The organism is Pseudomonas putida (genome assembly GCF_026625125.1).
Taxonomy (GTDB): domain Bacteria; phylum Pseudomonadota; class Gammaproteobacteria; order Pseudomonadales; family Pseudomonadaceae; genus Aquipseudomonas; species Aquipseudomonas putida_X.
In genome coordinates this window covers 283679-303394 of the sequence record NZ_CP113097.1, presented here as the reverse complement: position 1 = coordinate 303394, position 19716 = coordinate 283679, and the positions used below count along the sequence as shown (strand labels likewise).

Genomic DNA, 19716 nt, shown 5'->3' with positions numbered 1-19716 from the left:
GCCCAGGCCTCAGCGGGCAGGGCGTCAGGCAAACGATAGACAGGGGTGCCGGTCAGGCGCGGCGCAGCGCGCGCTGTTCCACACGGCTTTGCAAGCGATACAGGTAGGCAAAACCCTGCTCCCAGCGCTCATGCCCGGATTTGACGTTGATATGCCCTGCATTGCTCAGCAACCCCGCTTCTGCGCCCCAAGCCTGCGCCAGGTACAGGGCGCGCGGCACGCTCACGGCCGGGTCGTTGTCCGAGCTGATCACCTGGCTTGGAAACGGCAGGGCCTGCAGCGGGATCGGCGCGAAGTTGCGCAGGGCGGGCGAGCAGGTCGGCCGCTCGACATCCGCCGGGGCAACCAACAGCGCGCCGCGCACGCGCCGCAGCAAGGCCGGCTTGGCCTGGGCAGCCCAATGGACGACAGTGATGCAGCCCAGGCTATGGGCAACGAGTATCACTGGCGAGGGTTCAGCAGCGATTGCCTGCTCCAACGCCTGCACCCAGTCCTGGCGCTGTGGGGTGAGCCAGTCCTGCTGCTCGACCCGCGCGCTGTTGGGCAAGGTGCGTTGCCAGTGACTCTGCCAATGATTGTCTGGCGAGCCTTGCCAACCCGGCACAATCAGGTAGCGGATGGACTCATTGCGCATGGGGACGCCTCCAGTATGTTTGCGTGCTTGGAGACCAGTATAGGGATGGAGCTATGTTCGTAAAGGAATAAGAAGCTATTTATTAATAACCAAATCCAAGATCATAAGCGATCACTCAAGGTGTCGCCCATCGTGACACCAAGTCGCTCCCATGAAGAAAATGCCAATGGCCAGTGCGAAAAAAAAGGGCCAACCCCTGCCAAGAGATATGGCCCCAACGCACTCGCGAAAGTCACTTGCCTGAAGAGGTGTTACAGGTATCAGCGTGCGGTTATCACCGCCAGCTTGGTGATCCCCGCACGTTCGATGGCGGCCATGGCGCGCGCCACTTCGCCGTAGTTGACGCCGTCGTCAGCCTGCAGGTGCACACGGACCTGCGCGTCTTTGTCCTTGGCTGCCTTGAGGTTGGTCTCCAGCAAGTCCGGCTGTATCTCGTCCTTGTTGATGAACAGCTTGCCGGCACCATCGATGCTCACCACCAATGGGTCCTTCTGCTCAACCGGGGCCACGGACTCGGTCTTGGGCAGGTTGATGGGAATGGCATTGGTCAGCAGCGGCGCGGTGACGATGAATACCACCAGCAGCACCAGCATGACGTCCACCAGGGGCGTAACGTTGATTTCACTTAGAACTTCGTCGCTGTCCTGCGTCGAAAAGGCCATGTCAGGACGCCTCCTTCACAGGCTGGGTAAAGCCGGCTTGCACCTTCTGCACGCCAGGATGCACCAGCACACGGAAGGCACTCTTCTGCGCCAGGCTGTAGAAGTCGTGGGCAAAGTCATCCAGATCAGCGGCAGTCAACTTGAGGCGGCGAAGGAAGTAGTTGTAGACCAGTACCGCCGGTACCGCGACGGCGATACCTACTCCGGTAGCTACGAGTGCAGCGCCAATAGGACCAGCCACGGTTTCCAGGCTGGCCGAACCCGCCGCGCTGATGCCTTTGAGTGCTTCCATGATGCCCCATACGGTACCGAACAAGCCGATGAAGGGCGAAGTGCTGCCGATACTGGCCACCACTGCCAAGCCGGATTCAAGCGAGCGCCGCTCCCGCACGATCTGCTGGCGCAGGGCGCGTTCGAGGCGGTCCTGATGATTGATCGCATGGCTCAGGTCATTGGCCTGTGCCTCGCCGACGGCAATGGCGGCACACCCGGACTGGGCGACGCGGGCCGCCGGGCCAGGCAGTTCGTGGCTGATCTGGGCCGCCGCGTCCAGGCTTGAGGCGGCCCAGAACTGCGCGTGGAAGCGTTTGTCCTGGTTTTTCAGCCGCACGAATTGCACGATCTTGACCAGGGCCAGGCTCCAAGTGACGACGGAAAAACCGACCAACAGCCAGATGACTGTACTTTCAACGGATTCGAGGGGGGATGCCAGCAGGCTCATGAGAATGTCTTCCTGTGTTCTGCGAAAAAGTTAACGAAGCTTGAAATCGATCGGCACGCTGACCCAGCCGGCCTGCGCCACGGCGCCCTGCTTGGCGGGGACGAAACTCCAGCGCCTGACCGCCGCCAGGGCGGCAGCGTCGAGGGCATCGCGACCACTGCTTTTCTGGATCTGGATCTGCCCGGGTTTGCCGCTGGCCAAAACCTCCACCCTCAGCAACACGGTGCCTTCCCAGCCGCGGCGCTGAGCCATCTGTGGATACTCTGGCGCCGGGTTCCTCAGGTAAGCGGCGTTGGCCGAGGGCGGCGTGACCGGGGCCGGTGCGGGCGGCGCAGCCGGTGAGGGAGCGGCGACCGGTGCGGGTGCAGGCGGTGGTGCCTCGACAGGCTTGGGCTGCGGTTTAGGCGGTTGCCTGGCCACTGGCTTGGGAGCGGGTTTTGGCTTGGGCTTGGGTTTGGCAGCCAATTCGTCCACTACAGGTGGAGGTGGCGCGACAACCGGTGGCGCCGGGGCTGGCGGTGGCGGTTCGACTGCCGCAGGGGCCGGGGCGGCAAATTCGATGGTCATGGGAGGAATCTTTGGTGGTACCACGGGCAACTCACGCGTCGGGGCCTGGCTCACCCAAAAGGCGCCAGCGCCGTGCACGGCCAGTACCAGCAAAGCCAGCACCAGCTTGTCGCGGCGCTTGAGGCCACTGGCCGGGGTACGTTGCAGCCGGAGCCGGCCCAACGGCAGGCGAAGTGTCCGTCCAAGCTCGACCAGGTCACCCGGTGCAAGGTGGCGTGGCTGGTCGTAGGCCCTGATGGCCGTATGGACATTACCCATTGATCGAACTCCTGGGGTTTCTTGATTCAGGTGTGTGGCTGAATCATCAAGGCAGGAGTCTTATTTCTTAAAGTAATGTTTAAAACTAAAAATAGATCTTTTCCATATATAGGCTGATGTCGGTTTCTTGAAGCCCGCGTAATCCGCGGCCTTCGCACCAGCCCTACATGAGCGATGCAATCCATGCATACAAAACATTCAAAAAAGGCATCGAATTAGCGCAAGGGCCACACAACCGCACCTCATAATCCGCCAGGCAAAAAAAACCCGGGACCATGCCCGGGTTTTCATCCTCTGACGCGGCTCAGATATCCGCCACCTTCTGCCAGACCTTCGGCCTGAAGAACAGTGTTTCACCTCGCGCCAGGCCGGTCAGGCTGTCGTGATCCTTGACCACCTCGGCCTCGATCAGCTCGCTTTGCCCTTCCACCTTCAAGGTCACCCGGGTAGTCGCGCCCAATGGCCGGATATCACGTACCTCGGCGGCGTGGTGCCCTTCTGTTTCATGGCGCGACAGCGACACCTCGTGTGGCCGGAACAGCACATGATGCCCCTCGCTCAACGCCAGGCGGTTGGAGTCGCCGAGGAAGTGGTAGACGAAGTCGTTGGCCGGCGTTTCATACACTTCCCCTGGGGAGCCGATCTGCTCGATCACCCCCTTGTTCATCACCACGATGCGATCGGCCACTTCCATGGCCTCTTCCTGGTCGTGGGTCACGAATACCGAAGTCAGATTGATGTCCTCGTGCAAACGCGCCAGCCAGCGGCGCAATTCCTTGCGCACCTTGGCATCGAGGGCACCGAACGGCTCATCGAGCAGCAGCACCTTGGGCTCCACCGCCAATGCGCGGGCCAGGGCGATACGCTGGCGCTGGCCACCGGACAGCTGTTCGGGGTAGCGGTCCGCCAGCCAGTCCAGCTGCACCATGTTCAGCAGTTCATGCACCTTCTCGGCAATCTTGCTCTCGCTCGGGCGCTCGCCCTTGGGCTTCATGCGCAGGCCGAAGGCAACGTTGTCGAACACGCTCATGTGGCGGAACAGCGCGTAGTGCTGGAACACGAAACCGACGTTGCGATCGCGTACATCGTGGCCGGATACGTCTTCGCCATGGAACACGATGTTGCCGTCGTCTGGCGTTTCCAGGCCGGCGATGATGCGCAGCAGGGTGGTCTTGCCACAGCCTGAGGGGCCGAGCAGGGCCACCAACTCACCGCTGTGGATATCCAGGTTGATGTTGTCCAGGGCCTGGAAGCTGTTGAAGCGCTTGCTGACGTTACGAACTTCGATCGACATGACTTATTCCTCCGCTGCGCTATGGCGCAGGCGGTTAATACGGTTCTCGCTCCACTGCTTGAGCAGCAGGATGAAGAGCGCCAGGATCAGCAACAGGCTGGCCACACTGAAGGCCGCGACGTGGTTGTACTCGTTGTAGAGGATCTCCACGTGCAGCGGCAAGGTATTGGTGACGCCACGGATATGGCCCGAGACCACAGATACCGCACCGAACTCGCCCATGGCCCGCGCGGTACAAAGCACCACACCGTAGATCAGGCCCCACTTGATGTTCGGCAGGGTCACGTGCCAGAACATCTGCCAGCCGTTGGCGCCGAGCAGGCGCGCAGCCTCCTCTTCCTGGGTGCCTTGCTCCTGCATCAGCGGGATCAGCTCACGGGCAACGAAGGGCACGGTGACGAAGATGGTCGCCAACACGATGCCCGGCAAAGCGAAGACGATCTGAATGTCGTGATCCTGCAGCCAAGGCCCGAACAAGCCTTGGGCGCCGAACATCAACACGTAGACCAGGCCGGCGATGACCGGGGATACCGAGAACGGCAGGTCGATCAGGGTGACCAGGATGCTCTTGCCACGGAAGGTGTACTTGCTCACGCACCAGGCGGCGCTGACGCCGAAGACCAGGTTCAGCGGCACCGAGATGACGACCGCGAGCAGCGTCAACTTCAGCGCCGACAAGGCATCAGGCTCGAAGATCGCCTCGAAGAAGGTGCCGAAACCGTTCTTCAGCGCCTGCGACATCACGATCACCAGCGGCAGCAGCAGAAACAGTGCGAACACCAGCCAGCCGAGGCCGATCAGGATGCGCCGCGAGGTGGCGCTGCCACGCCGTGCGGCATTGGCGTCGGCGGTAGTCAGGGATGAACTGGACATGCCGGCCTCCTTCAAGGGGTTTCAATGCGGCGCTGCAGCAGGTTGATCAGCAGCAGCAGGATGAAGGAAACCACCAGCATCAGCACGCCGATGGCAGTCGCGCCGGTGTAGTCGTATTGGTCGAGCTTGACCATGATCAGCAGCGGCAGAATCTCGGTCTTCATCGGCATGTTGCCGGCAATGAAGATCACCGAACCGTACTCGCCCACACCACGGGCAAAGGCCAGGGCAAACCCGGTGAGCCAGGCCGGCAGCAGGGCCGGTGCCAGTACGTGGCGGAACACCTGCAGTGGTTTGGCGCCCAGGCAGGCAGCAGCCTCTTCGACTTCCCGCGGGATGTCCGCCAGCACCGGTTGCACGGTACGCACCACGAACGGCAGGGTGACGAAGGTCAGCGCCAAGGTGATGCCCAGAGGGGTGTAGGCGATCTTGAAGCCCAGGTCGGTGGCGAACTGACCGACCCAGCCTGCCGGGGCATAAAGCGCGGTCAGGGCGATACCAGCAACGGCAGTGGGCAGAGCGAACGGCAGGTCGATCATCGCATCGATGATCTTGCGCCCAGGAAAGGTATAGCGCACCAGCACCCAAGCCAGCAGGGTACCGATGACACCATTGATGATGGCCGCGAACAGGGCGGTGCCGAAACTCAGCTTGAGCGCGGCGATCACACGCGGCGCACTGATGATGTTCCAGAACTGCTCCCAGGTAAGCTGCGCGGCATGCACGAACATGGCGGCCAGCGGTATCAGCACAATCAGGCTGAGATACACCAAGGTGTAGCCCAGTGTCAGCCCGAAGCCGGGTATGACAGGGGAAATGCGACGTGACATAAAGATCCCTGGTTGAACGCACCAAGCCCGGCAGTCATGCCAGGCTGGTGCAAGCTTGTGAATCCTGGGCCGCAAGGCGGCCCCGCTGTTCCATGGCCGTTTATTGCGCCTGATAGATCTGGTCGAACACACCGCCATCATTGAAGAATTTGGGCTGTGCCGTCTTCCAGCCACCGAAGTCCTTGTCGATGGTTACCAGATCCAGTTTCGGGAATTGCTTGCCGAATTCGGCTGCGACCTTCGCGTCACGTGGGCGGTAGAAGTTTTCGGCAGCGATTTTCTGGCCAGCCGGGCTGTACAGGTGCTTGAGGTACGCCTCGGCGATCTGTTCATTACCCTTCTTCTGAGCGTTCTTGTCGACCACCGCCACAGGGGGTTCTGCCAGGATCGACAGCGAAGGCACGACGATTTCGAACTTGTCGGCCCCGCCGTCCTCCTTCAGCGCCAGGAAAGCTTCGTTTTCCCAGGCCAGCAGCACATCACCCTGGCCGTTGTTGACGAACGTGATGGTCGAGCCACGGGCACCGGTATCCAGAATCGGCACGTGCTTGAACAGCTCCTGCACGTACTCCTTGGCTTTGGCTTCGCTGCCGCCTTGCTTCAGGCCGTAGGCCCAGGCAGCGAGGAAGTTCCAGCGCGCGCCACCGGAGGTTTTAGGGTTGGGGGTAATGACCGAAACGTCCTTCTTGATCAGGTCACCCCAGTCCTTGATGCCTTTCGGGTTGCCCTTGCGCACCAGGAACACGATGGTCGAGGTGTACGGGGTGCTGGCGTCCGGCAGGCGCTTCTGCCAGTCCTCCGGCAAGGCCTTGCCCAGCTTGGCGATCTCGTCGATGTCACCCGCCAGGGCCAGGGTCACCACGTCGGCGCGCAGGCCGTCGATTACCGCGCGGGCCTGTTTGCCCGAGCCGCCATGGGACTGCTGGATCTTCACTTTGTCGTCCGGGTGCGACTGCTGCCAATGCTTGATGAATTCAGCATTGTATTGCTGATACAGCTCACGGGTCGGGTCGTAGGACACGTTCAGCAGTTCGTAGTCCTTGGCGATGGCGGAACCGGCAAAAACAGCACTGGCCAAAGCGGCGAGTGCATAACGGCGGATGGACATGGTGAAGCTCCCGATTGGCATTTTTCTAATTTTGTGTGTGGTGCGTGATCAGCTGGGTTTGTTGCCGGGCTGTTGCAGGCGGAACTTCTCCTTGCGCTCGATCTGCACGACCTGAGCGTTGTGCACGGTAATTTCCACCGCACCGAAACGCAGATCGCGCAGGGCGCTCTGGATCTCACGCAAAATGGTGGCTTCGTCCTGACCGTCGATGCTGCGCACTGATGCACTCATGCTCGCTCTCCTGTGAGTGAGGTGCCGGGCAGAAGTATTGGAAGGGGATTGCGCCTGGCTTGGGAGCGATCATAGACAGGCGCGGTTATTCTTAAAAATACTCTTTAAGAATTTTTATATAACCATTTTCAAGTAATGGTTCGGAGCATTCATGGGGGCTGTCGTGCCCAACCCCCACAAACCTCATGCCGCAGGTTCTTCGCTGTGCTCTGGCTCGCGGATCTTGTACCAGGCCACGTAAAGCGCCGGCAGGAACAGCAGCGTCAGCAGCGTTGCGCTGATGATGCCGCCAATCATGGCGTAGGCCATCGGCCCCCAGAACACCTCACGAGCGATCGGGATCATGCCCAGGCTCGCCGCTGCGGCAGTCAGCAAGATCGGCCTGCGACGGTGGTTGGTGGCTTCGAGCACCGCATCCCAGGGTGAATAGCCCTGCGCTTCGAACTCATCGATCTGGGTCACCAGAATGACCGAGTTACGAATGATGATCCCCGCCAGCGCGAGTATCCCGAGAATCGCCACGAAGCCCATGGGCGTGCCCGTCGGCACCAGTGCCACGACCACACCGATCAACCCCAGCGGCGCCACGCTGACCACCAGGAACAGCTTCTGCACACTGTGCAGCTGGATCATCAGGAACGTCGCCATGAGGAACAGCATCAGCGGGATGACCTTGGCAATCGGCCCTTGTGCCTTGCTGCTCTCCTCCACCGTACCACCTGTGGCCACCTCGTAACCGACAGGCAACTGGCTGGCGAACTCGTCGATCTTCGGCTTGAGCTGCGCGACCAGGTCGGTAGGCTGGATGTCGCCGTTGACCGATGCCTTGATGGTGATGGTAGGTTTGCGGTCGCGGCGCCATACCAGTGGCTGCTCCAGCTCGTAGCGCACCGTGGCGAACGCCAGCAAGGGTATCGACGTGCCGCTGGGCGTGACGATCTGCAGGTTCTGCAGGGTGTCTGGTGAGCCCCTCTCGCTGTCCACCGCACGGGCGATCACGTCCACCAGGTAGATGTTGTCGTTGACCTCGGTGACCGGCGCGCCGCTGACGATGCTGTTCATCACATTGGCCACGTCCTCGGACGACAGCCCGAGCTGGCGCGCCTTGTCTTGTGCGATTTCTATGCGCAGCACCTTACCCGGCTCGTTCCAGTCGTAGATCATCTCGCCGATGTGTTCATTGGTATTGAGCAGGGTGGCGAGATCGATCGCATGCTTGCGCACCTGGTCGATGTCCTTGCCGCTGACCCGATACTGGATCGGCCGCCCTACCGGCGGGCCCATTTCCAGCGACTGCACGTTGGTGCCGATGCCGACGAACTCTTCGTGCAACAGCTTCTGCAGGCGCGCCATCATGCCTGCACGCTCCTCCAAGCCTTTGCTGACGATGACCAGCTGGGCGTAGTACGGGTTCTGCAGTTGCTGATCCAGCGGCAGATAGAAACGGATGGCGCCCTGGCCGATGTAGGTGCTCCAGCTCACCATGTCAGGGTCATCCTTGATCTTCGCCTCCAGGCGATCGACCACCTTGCGCGTCTCCTCTATCGAGGCATTCTGCGGCAGGTTGAGGTCGACGAGGATTTCCGGACGGTCCGAGGACGGGAAGAACTGGTTCTGCACAAAGCGCATGCTGAACAGCGCCAGGGCGAACAGCAGGATGGTGCCGACGATGGTCAGCCAGCGGTGACGCATGCACCACAGCAACCCACCTTCGAACGCTCGCCCGACGCGGCCAGGTTCCGCGTCATGGCCCTTGAGCTTGTCGCTCTTGAGAATATGCACGCCAAGCACGGGCGCGAAGAACACCGCCACCACCCAGGACACGATAAGCGCCACGGCAATCACCGCGAACAGGGTATAGGTGTACTCGCCTGCAGAACTGGCATTGAGGCCGATCGGCACGAAGCCGGCGACGGTCACAAGGGTACCGGTGAGCATCGGGAACGCGGTCGAGGTATAGGCGAAGGTCGCAGCCTGTTCCTTGCTCTCGCCCATCTCAAGGCGTGTGACCATGACCTCGACGGTGATCATCGCATCATCCACCAGCAGGCCCAGCGCGATGATCAGCGCGCCGAGCGAGATCCGCTGCATGGTGATGCCGCTGTACTCCATGAACACGAAGACCATGGCCAGCACCAGCGGGATCGAGCAGGCCACCACCAGCCCTGCTCGCACGCCAAGGCTGACGAAACTCACTGCCAGTACAATTATCACGGCCTCGAACAGCGCGCTGGTGAAGCCCCCAACCGCCTCTTTCACCACCACCGCCTGGTCGGACACGGTATGAACGCCTACGCCAACGGGCAGGTCGTTGACGATGCTGTCCATCTTCTTCTTGAGTGCGGCGCCGAATACCTGGATGTTGCCGCCGGCCTTCATGCCGATGGCCAGGCCAATCGCGGTCTGGCCGTTGTAACGGAACATCGGTGACGGCGGGTCGACATAGCCGCGCTCGATATCGGCGATATCGGCCAGGCGGAAGAAGCGGTCATTGATGCGCAGGTTGACGGTTTGCAGGTCTTTCTCTGAGGCGAACTGCCCGGTGGTGCGCACCGAAATCCGCTCTGGGCCTGCTTCGATCACCCCGGCCGGCGTTACCGCGTTCTGTTGCTGCAGGGCCTGCATGACCTGGCGCTGGTCAATGCCCAGCGCGGCCAGTTTGCGCGTGGAAAAGTTCAGGTAGAGCACCTCATCCTGGGTGCCGACCAGCTCGATCTTGCCGATATTGGGGACCTCGCGCACCTCGGCACGGGCCTGCTCCACGTAATCGCGCAACTGGCGCAAGGTCAAGCCATCTGCGGTGAACGCGTAGATCGAGCCGAAGACATCGCCGAACTCGTCGTTGAACCCTGGGCCCTGGATACCTTGGGGGAATTCGCCGCGAATGTCCTGGATCTTCTTGCGCACCTGGTACCAGATTTGCGGGATGTCGGCGGCTTTGGTGGTGTCTCGCAGGTAGACGTAGACGGTCGACTCACCCGGGCGGGTATAGCTCTTGGTGTAGTCGAGGGAGTCCAGCTCCTCGAGCTTTTTCTCGATGCGGTCGGTGACCTGGTACAGGGTTTCATCCTGGGTCGCGCCCGGCCAGCGGGTCTGGATCACCATGGTTTTGATGGTGAACGACGGGTCTTCTTCGCGGCCAAGGTTGAAGTAGGAAAAAATCCCCATCAGCAGGCCGACGAACATCAGGTACCAGACGAAAGATTGATGGCGCAACGCCCAGTCGGACAGGTTGAAGCTTCCTTTCATTGCGCTTCCTCGTCGAAGGTGACCTTCTGGCCAGGCTTGAGGCTGTTGACACCGGCAGTGACCACCCGCTCACCAGGCTGCACTCCAGAGGCCAGCACGATACTGTCGGCGGAGCGTTCCAGCAGGGCGACGTCACGGGTAGCGACGGTTTTTTGCTGCGGATCGATGACCCATACCTGGGTCTTGCCATCACGCTCGAGCAGCGCGCTCAGCGGCAGCTCGCTGCGCGGGGTGATCGCCGAGGTCAAGGTGACACTGATCGCGGTGCCCAGGTGGAAGGCATCGGGAGTGCTGGCAAGGGTCAGGCGGGCACGCCGGGTGCGCGTCGCGGCATCGGCCTGGGGTTCCAGTTCACGCAGCGTGGCGGTGGTATTGATGCTGTTGTCCAGTTGCGAGGCGACCGTGAACGTCAGGTCCTTGGTCAGCTGCTCGGCAATGCCGATGGGCAGGTCGATCACCGCTTCCTTGATGTCTGGTCGCGCCAGCGTGACCACCGCCTGGCCGGCGGTGACCGTCTGCCCGGCCTCTGCCTGCCACGCCGTGATCACCGCCGAATGGTCGCTGCGCAGGGTGCTGTAATCGAGCTGGTCACGCGCCTGGCTGACCGCCGAGCGCGCTTGCTCCAGGCTCGCGCCGGTGGTTTTCAGGTCGGTCTGGGCAATGTCCAACTGGGCCTGGGCGCCGACGCCGCGGTCATACAGCTGCTGTTGCCGGCGGGCATTGGCCTGGGCGTTGATCCATTGCGCCTGGACCCTGGCCAGGTCGCCTTCGGCAGCGCGCAGCTGGTTCTGCTGGTCGGTGGGGTCAAGGGTGGCAAGCGTGTCGCCCGGCTTTACCTGTGCCCCCACATCCAGCCAGCGCCGGGCAATGCGCCCGGCCACCCGGAAGCCCAGGGTGCTTTCATAGCGTGCCTGGATGGTGCCGGCGAAGCGGCCAAGCTGCGACTGCGCCTGGGCTTCGACCACGGTCGACAGCACAGGGCGCACGGCTTCAGGCTGTTCTTCCTCACTGCCACAGGCCGTCAACAGCAAGCCTGCCGCACACAGCAACAGTACTTTGTTCATGGCGCGGCGCCTCCGTCCTGGGCATCGATTTTCTCGACCTGCATACCGGGATGCAGCAACTGGCCACCGCTGACGACTACCGTCTCCCCGCCTTGTATGCCTTGGGCAATGACAACCTTGCCGGTGAGGTAACGGGCTACCTGGACTTTGCGCAGCTCAACCTTGTCGCCTTCGCCGACCACCCACACCGCAGGCTCATGCAACGCCTTGGTCAGTGCCGACCAGGGCAATTCGATGCTCGGCCGCCCTTGCGTGTTGGCCGTGGCGGTAACCGGTGAACCCAGGAGCATGGCCGCAGGCACATCACGCAGGCCCACCTTGACCTGGACCGTGCCGCTCTGCGCCGATACGGTCGGGGTAATTTCCCGGACAAAGCCTTGTGCCTGGACCTTGGGGTCGTCGAGCAGGCTGACCATTACACCGGCGTCGCTCGGCGGCGCCACCAGCAGGGACTCGTAGACATTGAAGACAGCATCGCGGTCGCCATCACGCGCAAGGCTGAATATCGGCATGGTCGCCTGGACCACCTGACCGACCTCGGCCTGGCGCTCGGTGATCACCCCATCGGCCTCTGACACCAAGGCGGTATAGCTCAGTTGCTCCTGGGCATTGGCCAGTTGCGCCTGGGCCGCCTTGAGCGCGCTCTGGTTGCTGCGCAGCGACGCTTCGGCGGCGTCATATTCGCTCTGGCTGGTGTAGCCCTTGGGCAAGAGCTTTTGCTGGCGGACGAAGGCCGCGCTGGTTTGGGTGACGCGCGCCTGAGCGGCGAACACCTCGGCCTTGGCCGAATCGACATTGTTCTGCAGGTCTTTGGGGTCCAGCCGGGCCAGCACCTGGTTGGCCTTCACGTGATCGCCCACGTCAACGCTGCGCGAGATGATCTTGCCACCCACGCGAAACGAAAGATCGGTCTGCACACGCGCCTGCACATCACCGGTCAAGGTGACCCTGGCGGCGAAGTCAGTGGGTTGGACCTGCAGTACCCCCACCCGTGGCAAAACCTCGGGCGCCTCTTCCTTGCTGCAACCTGTCAGCAGGCCTAGCAGCCCCAAGCCTACAACCAACAGTGAACGCGTCACCCTCATGCAGGCTCCTAGCTTGCGCGCAAATGATTCGTGGGATGCGACTGTTAGCGTAGATCAGGGTTCAGAAAAAACACTGACCAGGGTCAGTTGGGCGGCCATGGCGCGGAGGCGGGCCCTGAAGCAAGCCCGCTCCCACTGGACTGATGCAGCCCTTGCGGCGTGCACCGTTCCTCTGGAAGCGGGCCCGGCCGGAGCTAGCGCACTCAGGCCGACGCAGCGGTGGCCGTCGGGCGCTTGATCTGCGGCTGCGAAACGTTGGCAGCAGCCCCCTCTTCGATCGCCTGCTGAATCGCCTTGCGGCGGTGCTCTTCGGCGCGGCGGCTGAAGTACCAGACCATGAAGGTCACCAACGACACCGACAGCAGGATCAGGCTGGCCACAGCGTTGATCTCCGGCTTCACGCCCAGGCGTACAGCGGAGAATACTTCCATCGGCAAGGTGGTCGAACCAGGCCCGGAAACGAAGCTCGCCAGTACCAGGTCATCCAGCGACAGGGCGAACGACATCATGCCACCCGCCGCCAGCGACGGCGCAATCATCGGGATGGTGATCAGGAAGAACACCTTCCACGGCTTGGCGCCCAGGTCCATGGCCGCTTCTTCGATCGACAGGTCCAGCTCTCGCAGGCGCGCCGACACCACCACTGCCACATAGGCCGCACAGAACGTGGTGTGGGCGATCCAGATGGTGACCACGCCACGCTCCTGCGGCCAGCCGATCGTCTGCGCCATGGCCACGAACAGCAGCAACAGCGACAGGCCTGTGATTACTTCAGGCATCACCAGCGGTGCAGTGACCAGGCCACCGAACAGCGTGCGGCCCTTGAAGCGGGTGACCCGGGTCAGCACGAAGGCTGCCAGGGTCCCCAAAGCCACCGCCGCCACCGCCGTATAGCAGGCGATCTCCAGTGAGCGCATCACCGAGCCCATGAGCTGGGTGTTGTCGAGCAGGCCGACGTACCACTTGACCGACCAGCCGCCCCACACCGTTACCAGCTTGGAGGCGTTGAACGAATAGATCACCAGGATCAGCATCGGCAGGTAGATGAACAGCAAGCCGAGCACCAGCATCAGCTTGGAGAAACTGAAGCGCTTCATGCCCTGCCCTCCATCTCTTTGGCCTGGCTGCGGTTGAACAGCAGGATCGGTACGATCAGGATCGCCAGCATCACCACCGCCAGGGCAGATGCCACCGGCCAGTCACGGTTGTTGAAGAACTCTTGCCACAGCACCTTACCGATCATCAGGGTTTCCGGGCCGCCCAGCAGTTCAGGAATGACGAACTCGCCCACCACCGGGATGAACACCAGCATGCAGCCGGCGATGATGCCGTTTTTCGACAGCGGCACGGTGATCTTCCAGAAGCTGTTGAAGGTGCTCGAACCCAGGTCCGATGCGGCTTCGAGCAGGCTCTGATCGTGCTTCACCAGGTTGGCGAACAGCGGCAGGATCATGAACGGCAGGTACGAATAGACCACGCCGATATACACCGCCAGGTTGGTGTTGAGGATCTGCAGCGGCTGGTCGATCAGCCCGGTCCACATCAGGAACCCGTTGAGCAGGCCGTTGTTGCTGAGGATGCCCATCCAGGCATAGACGCGGATCAGGATCGCGGTCCAGGTCGGCATCATGATCAGCAGCAGCAGCACGGTCTGGGTTTCCTTGCGTGCGTTGGCGATCGCGTAGGCCATCGGATAGCCGATCAGCAGGCACAGCACGGTGCTGATGAAGGCCATCTTCAACGAGCCCAGATAGGCCGAGATGTACAGCTCATCGTCGGTCAACAGGCCATAGTTGGCCAGGTTGATTACCAGCTGCACCTTGTCTTCGACGTAGCTGTAGATCTCGGTATACGGCGGGATCGCCACGTCGGCTTCGGCGAAGCTGATCTTCAGCACGATGAAGAACGGCAGCATGAAGAACAGGAACAGCCAGATGAACGGCACGCCGATCACCAGGTGCCGCCCCTCGGGGATAAGGCGCTGGAAGGCTCGCTTGAGCTTGCGCAGTTTCATGACCGCAGTACCACGCCGCTGTCGTCTTCCCACCACACGTACACTTCATCGCCCCAGGTCGGGCGGGTGCCCTGGCGCTCGGCGTTGGCGACGAAAGACTGGACCACCTTGCCGCTGGGCAGCTCGACGTAGAACACCGAGTGGCCGCCCAGGTAGGCGATGTCATGGACCTTGCCGCGCGACCAGTTGTGCTCGAAATCCGGCTGCGTGGTCGTGACCAGCATTTTTTCCGGGCGCAGGGCGTAGGTAATGTGCTTGTCTTCGACCGAAGTGGACACACCGTGGCCAACGTAGATCTTGCGCTCGAGTTCCGGCGAGGCGATCAGCGCATGGCCTTCGGCATCGTCGATCACTTCACCCTCGAACAAGTTGACGTTACCGATGAACTCGCACACCAGGCGGCTGGTAGGCGTTTCATAGATATCCACAGGCGAACCGATCTGGGCAATCCAGCCCAGGTGCATGATGGCGATGCGCTGGGCCATGGTCATGGCCTCTTCCTGATCGTGGGTCACCATCACGCAGGTCACGCCCACGCGCTCGATGATCTCGACCAGTTCCAACTGCATCTGCGAGCGCAGTTTCTTGTCCAGTGCACCCATGGGCTCATCGAGCAGCAACAGCTTGGGGCGCTTGGCCAGCGAGCGGGCCAAGGCCACACGCTGACGCTGACCACCGGAGAGCTGGTGCGGCTTGCGCTTGGCGTACTGGGTCATGTGCACCAGCTTGAGCATCTCGGCCACGCGGGCGTCGATCTCGGCCTTGGGCATCCGGTCCTGCTGCAAGCCGAAGGCGATGTTCTGCGCCACGGTCATGTGCGGGAACAGCGCGTAGGACTGGAACATCATGTTGATCGGCCGCTCGTAGGGCGGCATGTCGGTGATGTCTACGCCATCGAGAAAGATCCGCCCTTCGGTCGGGCGCTCGAAGCCGGCCAGCATGCGCAGCAAGGTCGATTTGCCAGAACCGGAGCCACCCAGCAGGGCGAAGATTTCGCCTTTGCGGATTTCCAGCGACACATCGTCTACGGCGATGGTTTCGTCGAATTTTTTCGTGACCCGGTCGATCTCGACCAACACCTGCTTGGGTTGCTGGCCACCCTCGAGGGCTTTCTTATAGGCACCGGAGGCAACTGCCATGAGTGAAACTCCCAACAAGATTTGTGTGCCCGCCCCTGCTTTGGCGGCGGGCCTGAATTGTTACTTGCCCGACTTGACCTTGGTCCAGCTGCGGGTCATCAAACGTTGCACCTTGGGTGGCAACTCACTGTTGACGAACATCTTGTCCAGCACTTCCTGCGGTGGGTAAACCGCGGCGTCAGTCCTCACGGCCTGGTCCATCAGGGCGCCAGCCTTGGGGTTCGGGTTGGCGTAACCGACGTAATCACTGACCTGGGCGATAACCTCAGGTTTCAGCAAATAGTTGATGAAGGCGTGGGCCTCTTTGACGTTCCTGGCGTCCTTGGGGATCGCCAGCACATCGAACCAGAGGTTGCCGCCTTCCTTGGGAATCGAGTAGGCCAGGTTCACGCCCTTCTTCGCTTCTTCAGCGCGGGCCTTGGCCTGGAACACATCACCGGAGAAGCCTGCCGCGACGCAGATGTTGCCGTTGGCGAGGTCCGTGATGTACTTGGAGGAGTGGAAGTAGGTCACGTACGGGCGCACGGCCAGCAGCTTCTGCTCGGCCTTGGCGTAGTCCTTGGGGTTGGTGCTGTTGGGGTCCAGCCCCATGTAGTTGAGCACCGCTGGCAGCATTTCATCCGCCGAGTCGAGGAAGGCCACGCCGCACTTGGACAGCTTCTTCATGTTTTCGGGCTCGAACAGCACGGCCCAGGAATCGATGGTGTCCACGCCCAGGGCCGCCTTGACCTTGTCGACGTTGTAGCCGATGCCATTGGTACCCCACAGGTAAGGCACGGCGTACTGGTTACCTGGGTCGTTCTTTTCCAGGCGCTTCATCAACGCCGGGTCCAGGTTGGAATAATTGGGCAGCAGTTTCTTGTCGAGCTTCTGGAACGCGCCCGCCTTGATCTGCTTGCCGAGGAAATGGTTGGACGGCACTACCACGTCATAACCGGTGTTGCCGGCCAGTAGCTTGCCTTCCAGGGTTTCGTTGGAGTCGAACACGTCCTGCACAGGTTTGATACCCGTGGCTTTCTCGAAGTCTTCGAGCGTGGTCGGGCCGATGTAGTCGGACCAGTTGTAGAAGTGCACCGTAGGCGCCGCTTGGACGCTGCATGCCAGCGTCAGGCCCGCTCCAGCCATCAAGGCTTTGCGTAATACAGAAATAGACAAGTGGGTGGTCCTCACAATCAGTGCCTTGGTAACGGCGCAGCGCTGCCACGCACGCAAAACCGGCGCGCAACTTACCTTCGCAGCCACGATGCCGCAATCATCAATTGCCATTCACCGGCTCTGGGCCGGAAAACCCCGGCCCAGAGCTGTTGCAGTCAGGCTTATTTGCCCGACTTGATCTTGGTCCAGCTGCGAGTGATCAGGCGCTGGGCAGCAGCTTCTGGCGCGGCGATCGCGTACAGGTGCTTTTTCACGTCGGCAGGCGGATAGATGCTCGGGTCGCTGGTGATGTCCTTGTCCACCAACGGGGTCGCAGCAGCGTTGCCGTTCGGGAAGCGTACGGCGTTGGTGATCTCGGCCATGATTTCCGGTTGCATCAGGAAGTCCATGAACTTGTAGGCGGCTTCCTTGTGCTCGGCATCCTTGGGCATGGCGACCATGTCGTAGAAGGTACCGGCGCCTTCTTTCGGAATGATGTAGTCGACCTTGACCTTGTCGCCGGCTTCATGGGCGCGCGCCTTGGATTGCTCCAGGTCACCCGAGTAACCCACGGCCACGCAGATGTTGCCGTTGGCCATGTCGCCGATGTATTTGGACGAGTGGAAGTAGGTGATCGAAGGACGGATCTTCAGGAACAGGTCCTCGGCCTTCTTCAGGTCTTCTTTCTTGGTGCTGTCGCTAGGCAGCCCCAGGTAGTGCAGCGCGGCCGGCAGCATCTCGGTCGGTGCGTCGAGGAAGCTCACGCCGCAGCTCTTGAGCTTGGCGATGTTCTCCGGCTTGAATACCACGTCCCACGAATCGATCTTGTCGACGCCCAAAGCAGCCTTGACCTTCTCCGGGTTGTAGCCGATGCCGATCGAGCCCCACATGTAGGGGAATGCGTGCTCGTTGCCTTTGTCGCTGGCGTCACCCACGGCCTTGAGCAGGTCTTCGTCGAGGTTCTTCCAGTTCGGCAGCTTGGAGCGGTCGAGCTTTTCGTAGACCCCTGCCTTGATCTGCTTGGCCAGGAAGTTGTTGGACGGTACGACCACGTCATAGCCCGACTTGCCCGCCAGCAGCTTGGCTTCCAGGGTTTCGTTGCTGTCGAAGACGTCGTACTTGACCTTGATGCCTGTCTGTTTCTCGAACTTCGCGATGGTGTCCGGAGCGATGTAGTCCGACCAGTTGTAGACGTTCAGCACCTTGTCTTCAGCCTGTACAGCGGTGGCCATGGCTCCCATCAGGGCGGCGGCCAGCAACGTCTTGCCCATTTTCTTCATGCGTCATGCTCCAGAATTTTTATTTAGCCATCTGTTCAGCAGCCAGAACCTACCGTGCAGAGCGCCGGACGACTGAAACAGCCGCTAGTCTGGCAAGTTACAAGGCGCTGTTTCAAGGAAACCAGCCCCTTGTAACGACTTAATGTCACATCGCTAGCCTAGCAGGCGCTCAACGGATCGCTTCGAGGGTCAGGTCCAGGCATTTGCGTGCCTTTTCCACCAGCTCGTCCACCTCTGCATGGCTGATCACCAGCGGTGGTGCGATGATCATGGTGTCACCCACCGCGCGCATGATCAGGCCGTTGTCGAAGCAGAAGTTGCGGCAGATCATGCCCACGCCCTTGCCTTCGTAACGGCTGCGGGAGGCCTTGTCCTTGACCAGCTCGATCGCGCCGAGCAGGCCCAGGCCGCGTACCTCGCCCACCAGCGGGTGGTCCTGCAGCTCACGCAGACGTTTTTGCAAGTAGGGTGCCACTTCCGTACGGACCTTCTCGACGACCTTCTCGTCGCGCAGGATGCGCAGGTTTTCCAGGCCTACCGCAGCGGCCACCGGGTGGCCGGAATAGGTGAACCCGTGGTTGAAGTCGCCGCCTTCGCTGAGCACCTTGGCCACCTTGTCACGCACGATCACACCGCCCATGGGGATGTAACCGGAAGTAAGGCCTTTGGCGATGGTCATCAGGTCGGGCTTGAGGCCGTAGTAGTCAGAGCCGAACCACTCGCCGGTACGGCCAAAACCGCAGATCACTTCGTCAGCGACGAACAGGATGTCGTACTTGGCGAGGATCTGTTTGACCTTGGGCCAGTAGGTGTCTGGCGGGATGATCACGCCGCCGGCGCCCTGGATAGGCTCGGCGATGAAGGCCGCGACGTTGTCCTCACCCACTTCGAGAATCTTCTTCTCCAGTTGCTCGGCCGCCCACACCCCGAACTCGTCCGGGCTCATGTCGCCGCCTTCACCGAACCAGTACGGTTGCGGGATATGCACGACGCCCGGGATCGGCAGGCCGCCCTGTTCGTGCATGCCGCTCATGCCGCCCAGGCTTGCACCGGCGACCGTCGAGCCGTGGTAGCCGTTGATACGGCCGATGATGGTCTGCTTCTGCGGCTTGCCCTTGAGCGCCCAGTAGTGGCGGACCATGCGCAGCACCGTGTCATTGCCTTCGGAGCCAGAGCCTGTGAAGAACACATGGGTCATGCCCTCGGGCGCTACGTCGGTAATGGCCTTGGCCAGCTCCAGCGCAGGCGGGTGGGCCGTCTGGAAGAACAGGTTGTAGTACGGCAGTTCGCGCATCTGCTTTTCGGCAGCCTGGACCAGCTCTTCACGACCATACCCCACCGCGACGCACCACAAGCCGGCCATGCCGTCGAGGATCTTGTGCCCCTCGCTGTCCCACAAATGCACACCCTGCGCCTTGGTAATGATGCGCGGCCCCTTTTCCTTCAGCTGCTTGTAGTCACTGAAAGGTGCAAGGTGGTGCTCGCCGCTCAGGGTTTGCCAGTCACGGGTTTGCGGGTTTTTGACGCTCATGTGCTTCTCCAGGGTCCACAGGCCGCCGGCGGGCGGCCTCAG

18 protein-coding genes are annotated in these 19716 nt (G+C 61.5%); all 18 read right to left on the bottom strand.

Going from position 1 to position 19716, the window contains the following annotated elements; translation table 11 throughout:
* Positions 1-52: 52 nt before the first annotated feature.
* The 18 genes from OSW16_RS01465 to OSW16_RS01380 all read right to left on the bottom strand — a co-directional run bounded on the left by OSW16_RS01465 (position 53) and on the right by OSW16_RS01380 (position 19674).
* A complete protein-coding gene (locus tag OSW16_RS01465; RefSeq protein ID WP_267820213.1) occupies positions 53-634 on the bottom strand; it encodes an alpha/beta hydrolase in 582 nt (193 codons plus the stop codon).
* Between the two features lie 260 nt (positions 635-894).
* Positions 895-1296 carry an ExbD/TolR family protein gene (locus OSW16_RS01460; RefSeq protein WP_267820211.1) on the bottom strand — a complete coding sequence of 134 codons (402 nt, stop codon included), beginning with the start codon at positions 1294-1296 and terminating at the stop codon, positions 895-897.
* A 1-nt stretch (position 1297) separates the two neighbouring features.
* Complete coding sequence (locus tag OSW16_RS01455) at positions 1298-2017, bottom strand: MotA/TolQ/ExbB proton channel family protein (RefSeq protein WP_267820209.1); 720 nt, start codon at positions 2015-2017, stop codon at positions 1298-1300.
* Positions 2018-2047: 30 nt separating this feature from the next.
* The gene (locus OSW16_RS01450) at positions 2048-2842 is read right to left on the bottom strand and encodes an energy transducer TonB (RefSeq protein ID WP_267820207.1); all 795 of its coding nucleotides are present in this window, start codon (positions 2840-2842) and stop codon (positions 2048-2050) included.
* 304 nt (positions 2843-3146) lie between these two features.
* Entirely contained in the window at positions 3147-4136 is a 990-nt protein-coding gene (locus OSW16_RS01445; RefSeq protein WP_267820205.1) for a sulfate/molybdate ABC transporter ATP-binding protein, read from the bottom strand.
* Positions 4137-4139: 3 nt separating this feature from the next.
* Complete coding sequence (gene cysW, locus OSW16_RS01440; RefSeq protein WP_267820203.1) at positions 4140-5009, bottom strand: sulfate ABC transporter permease subunit CysW; 870 nt, start codon at positions 5007-5009, stop codon at positions 4140-4142.
* Between the two features lie 11 nt (positions 5010-5020).
* On the bottom strand, positions 5021-5839 hold the full coding sequence (cysT, locus tag OSW16_RS01435; RefSeq protein ID WP_161871732.1) for a sulfate ABC transporter permease subunit CysT: 819 nt from the start codon (positions 5837-5839) through the stop codon (positions 5021-5023).
* Positions 5840-5939: 100 nt separating this feature from the next.
* Positions 5940-6947, bottom strand: coding sequence for a sulfate ABC transporter substrate-binding protein (locus OSW16_RS01430; RefSeq protein ID WP_267820198.1), 1008 nt, complete (start codon positions 6945-6947; stop codon positions 5940-5942).
* A gap of 48 nt (positions 6948-6995) precedes the next feature.
* A complete protein-coding gene (gene oscA, locus OSW16_RS01425; RefSeq protein ID WP_119688096.1) occupies positions 6996-7178 on the bottom strand; it encodes a sulfur starvation response protein OscA in 183 nt (60 codons plus the stop codon).
* Between the two features lie 183 nt (positions 7179-7361).
* Positions 7362-10427: an efflux RND transporter permease subunit gene (locus OSW16_RS01420; RefSeq protein ID WP_267820194.1), complete on the bottom strand. Its 3066-nt coding sequence runs from the start codon at positions 10425-10427 to the stop codon at positions 7362-7364.
* Positions 10424-11491 (bottom strand): efflux RND transporter periplasmic adaptor subunit, encoded by a 1068-nt coding sequence (locus tag OSW16_RS01415; protein WP_267820192.1) that lies wholly within the window; start codon positions 11489-11491, stop codon positions 10424-10426. The genes OSW16_RS01420 and OSW16_RS01415 overlap by 4 nt, the downstream gene beginning before the upstream one ends.
* Positions 11488-12576: an efflux RND transporter periplasmic adaptor subunit gene (locus tag OSW16_RS01410; protein ID WP_267820190.1), complete on the bottom strand. Its 1089-nt coding sequence runs from the start codon at positions 12574-12576 to the stop codon at positions 11488-11490. The genes OSW16_RS01415 and OSW16_RS01410 overlap by 4 nt, the downstream gene beginning before the upstream one ends.
* A gap of 203 nt (positions 12577-12779) precedes the next feature.
* Positions 12780-13673: an ABC transporter permease subunit gene (locus tag OSW16_RS01405; protein ID WP_241805022.1), complete on the bottom strand. Its 894-nt coding sequence runs from the start codon at positions 13671-13673 to the stop codon at positions 12780-12782.
* Positions 13670-14551 (bottom strand): ABC transporter permease subunit, encoded by an 882-nt coding sequence (locus OSW16_RS01400; protein ID WP_267824153.1) that lies wholly within the window; start codon positions 14549-14551, stop codon positions 13670-13672. The genes OSW16_RS01405 and OSW16_RS01400 overlap by 4 nt, the downstream gene beginning before the upstream one ends.
* A 35-nt stretch (positions 14552-14586) precedes the next feature.
* The gene (gene potA / locus OSW16_RS01395; RefSeq protein ID WP_267820186.1) at positions 14587-15729 is read right to left on the bottom strand and encodes a polyamine ABC transporter ATP-binding protein; all 1143 of its coding nucleotides are present in this window, start codon (positions 15727-15729) and stop codon (positions 14587-14589) included.
* A gap of 60 nt (positions 15730-15789) precedes the next feature.
* Positions 15790-16884 carry a polyamine ABC transporter substrate-binding protein gene (locus OSW16_RS01390; RefSeq protein WP_267820184.1) on the bottom strand — a complete coding sequence of 365 codons (1095 nt, stop codon included), beginning with the start codon at positions 16882-16884 and terminating at the stop codon, positions 15790-15792.
* 161 nt (positions 16885-17045) lie between these two features.
* A complete protein-coding gene (locus OSW16_RS01385; RefSeq protein WP_267820182.1) occupies positions 17046-18143 on the bottom strand; it encodes a polyamine ABC transporter substrate-binding protein in 1098 nt (365 codons plus the stop codon).
* 169 nt (positions 18144-18312) lie between these two features.
* Positions 18313-19674 carry an aspartate aminotransferase family protein gene (locus OSW16_RS01380; RefSeq protein ID WP_267820180.1) on the bottom strand — a complete coding sequence of 454 codons (1362 nt, stop codon included), beginning with the start codon at positions 19672-19674 and terminating at the stop codon, positions 18313-18315.
* Positions 19675-19716: the final 42 nt, after the last annotated feature.

Coding starts and splice junctions, on each gene's coding strand:
- OSW16_RS01465 (WP_267820213.1), bottom strand. CDS start 634: ATGCGCAATGAGTCCATCCGCTACCTGATTGTGCCGGGTTGGCAAGGC.
- OSW16_RS01460 (WP_267820211.1), bottom strand. CDS start 1,296: ATGGCCTTTTCGACGCAGGACAGCGACGAAGTTCTAAGTGAAATCAAC.
- OSW16_RS01455 (WP_267820209.1), bottom strand. CDS start 2,017: ATGAGCCTGCTGGCATCCCCCCTCGAATCCGTTGAAAGTACAGTCATC.
- OSW16_RS01450 (WP_267820207.1), bottom strand. CDS start 2,842: ATGGGTAATGTCCATACGGCCATCAGGGCCTACGACCAGCCACGCCAC.
- OSW16_RS01445 (WP_267820205.1), bottom strand. CDS start 4,136: ATGTCGATCGAAGTTCGTAACGTCAGCAAGCGCTTCAACAGCTTCCAG.
- cysW (WP_267820203.1), bottom strand. CDS start 5,009: ATGTCCAGTTCATCCCTGACTACCGCCGACGCCAATGCCGCACGGCGT.
- cysT (WP_161871732.1), bottom strand. CDS start 5,839: ATGTCACGTCGCATTTCCCCTGTCATACCCGGCTTCGGGCTGACACTG.
- OSW16_RS01430 (WP_267820198.1), bottom strand. CDS start 6,947: ATGTCCATCCGCCGTTATGCACTCGCCGCTTTGGCCAGTGCTGTTTTT.
- oscA (WP_119688096.1), bottom strand. CDS start 7,178: ATGAGTGCATCAGTGCGCAGCATCGACGGTCAGGACGAAGCCACCATT.
- OSW16_RS01420 (WP_267820194.1), bottom strand. CDS start 10,427: ATGAAAGGAAGCTTCAACCTGTCCGACTGGGCGTTGCGCCATCAATCT.
- OSW16_RS01415 (WP_267820192.1), bottom strand. CDS start 11,491: ATGAACAAAGTACTGTTGCTGTGTGCGGCAGGCTTGCTGTTGACGGCC.
- OSW16_RS01410 (WP_267820190.1), bottom strand. CDS start 12,576: ATGAGGGTGACGCGTTCACTGTTGGTTGTAGGCTTGGGGCTGCTAGGC.
- OSW16_RS01405 (WP_241805022.1), bottom strand. CDS start 13,673: ATGAAGCGCTTCAGTTTCTCCAAGCTGATGCTGGTGCTCGGCTTGCTG.
- potA (WP_267820186.1), bottom strand. CDS start 15,729: ATGGCAGTTGCCTCCGGTGCCTATAAGAAAGCCCTCGAGGGTGGCCAG.
- OSW16_RS01385 (WP_267820182.1), bottom strand. CDS start 18,143: ATGAAGAAAATGGGCAAGACGTTGCTGGCCGCCGCCCTGATGGGAGCC.
- OSW16_RS01380 (WP_267820180.1), bottom strand. CDS start 19,674: ATGAGCGTCAAAAACCCGCAAACCCGTGACTGGCAAACCCTGAGCGGC.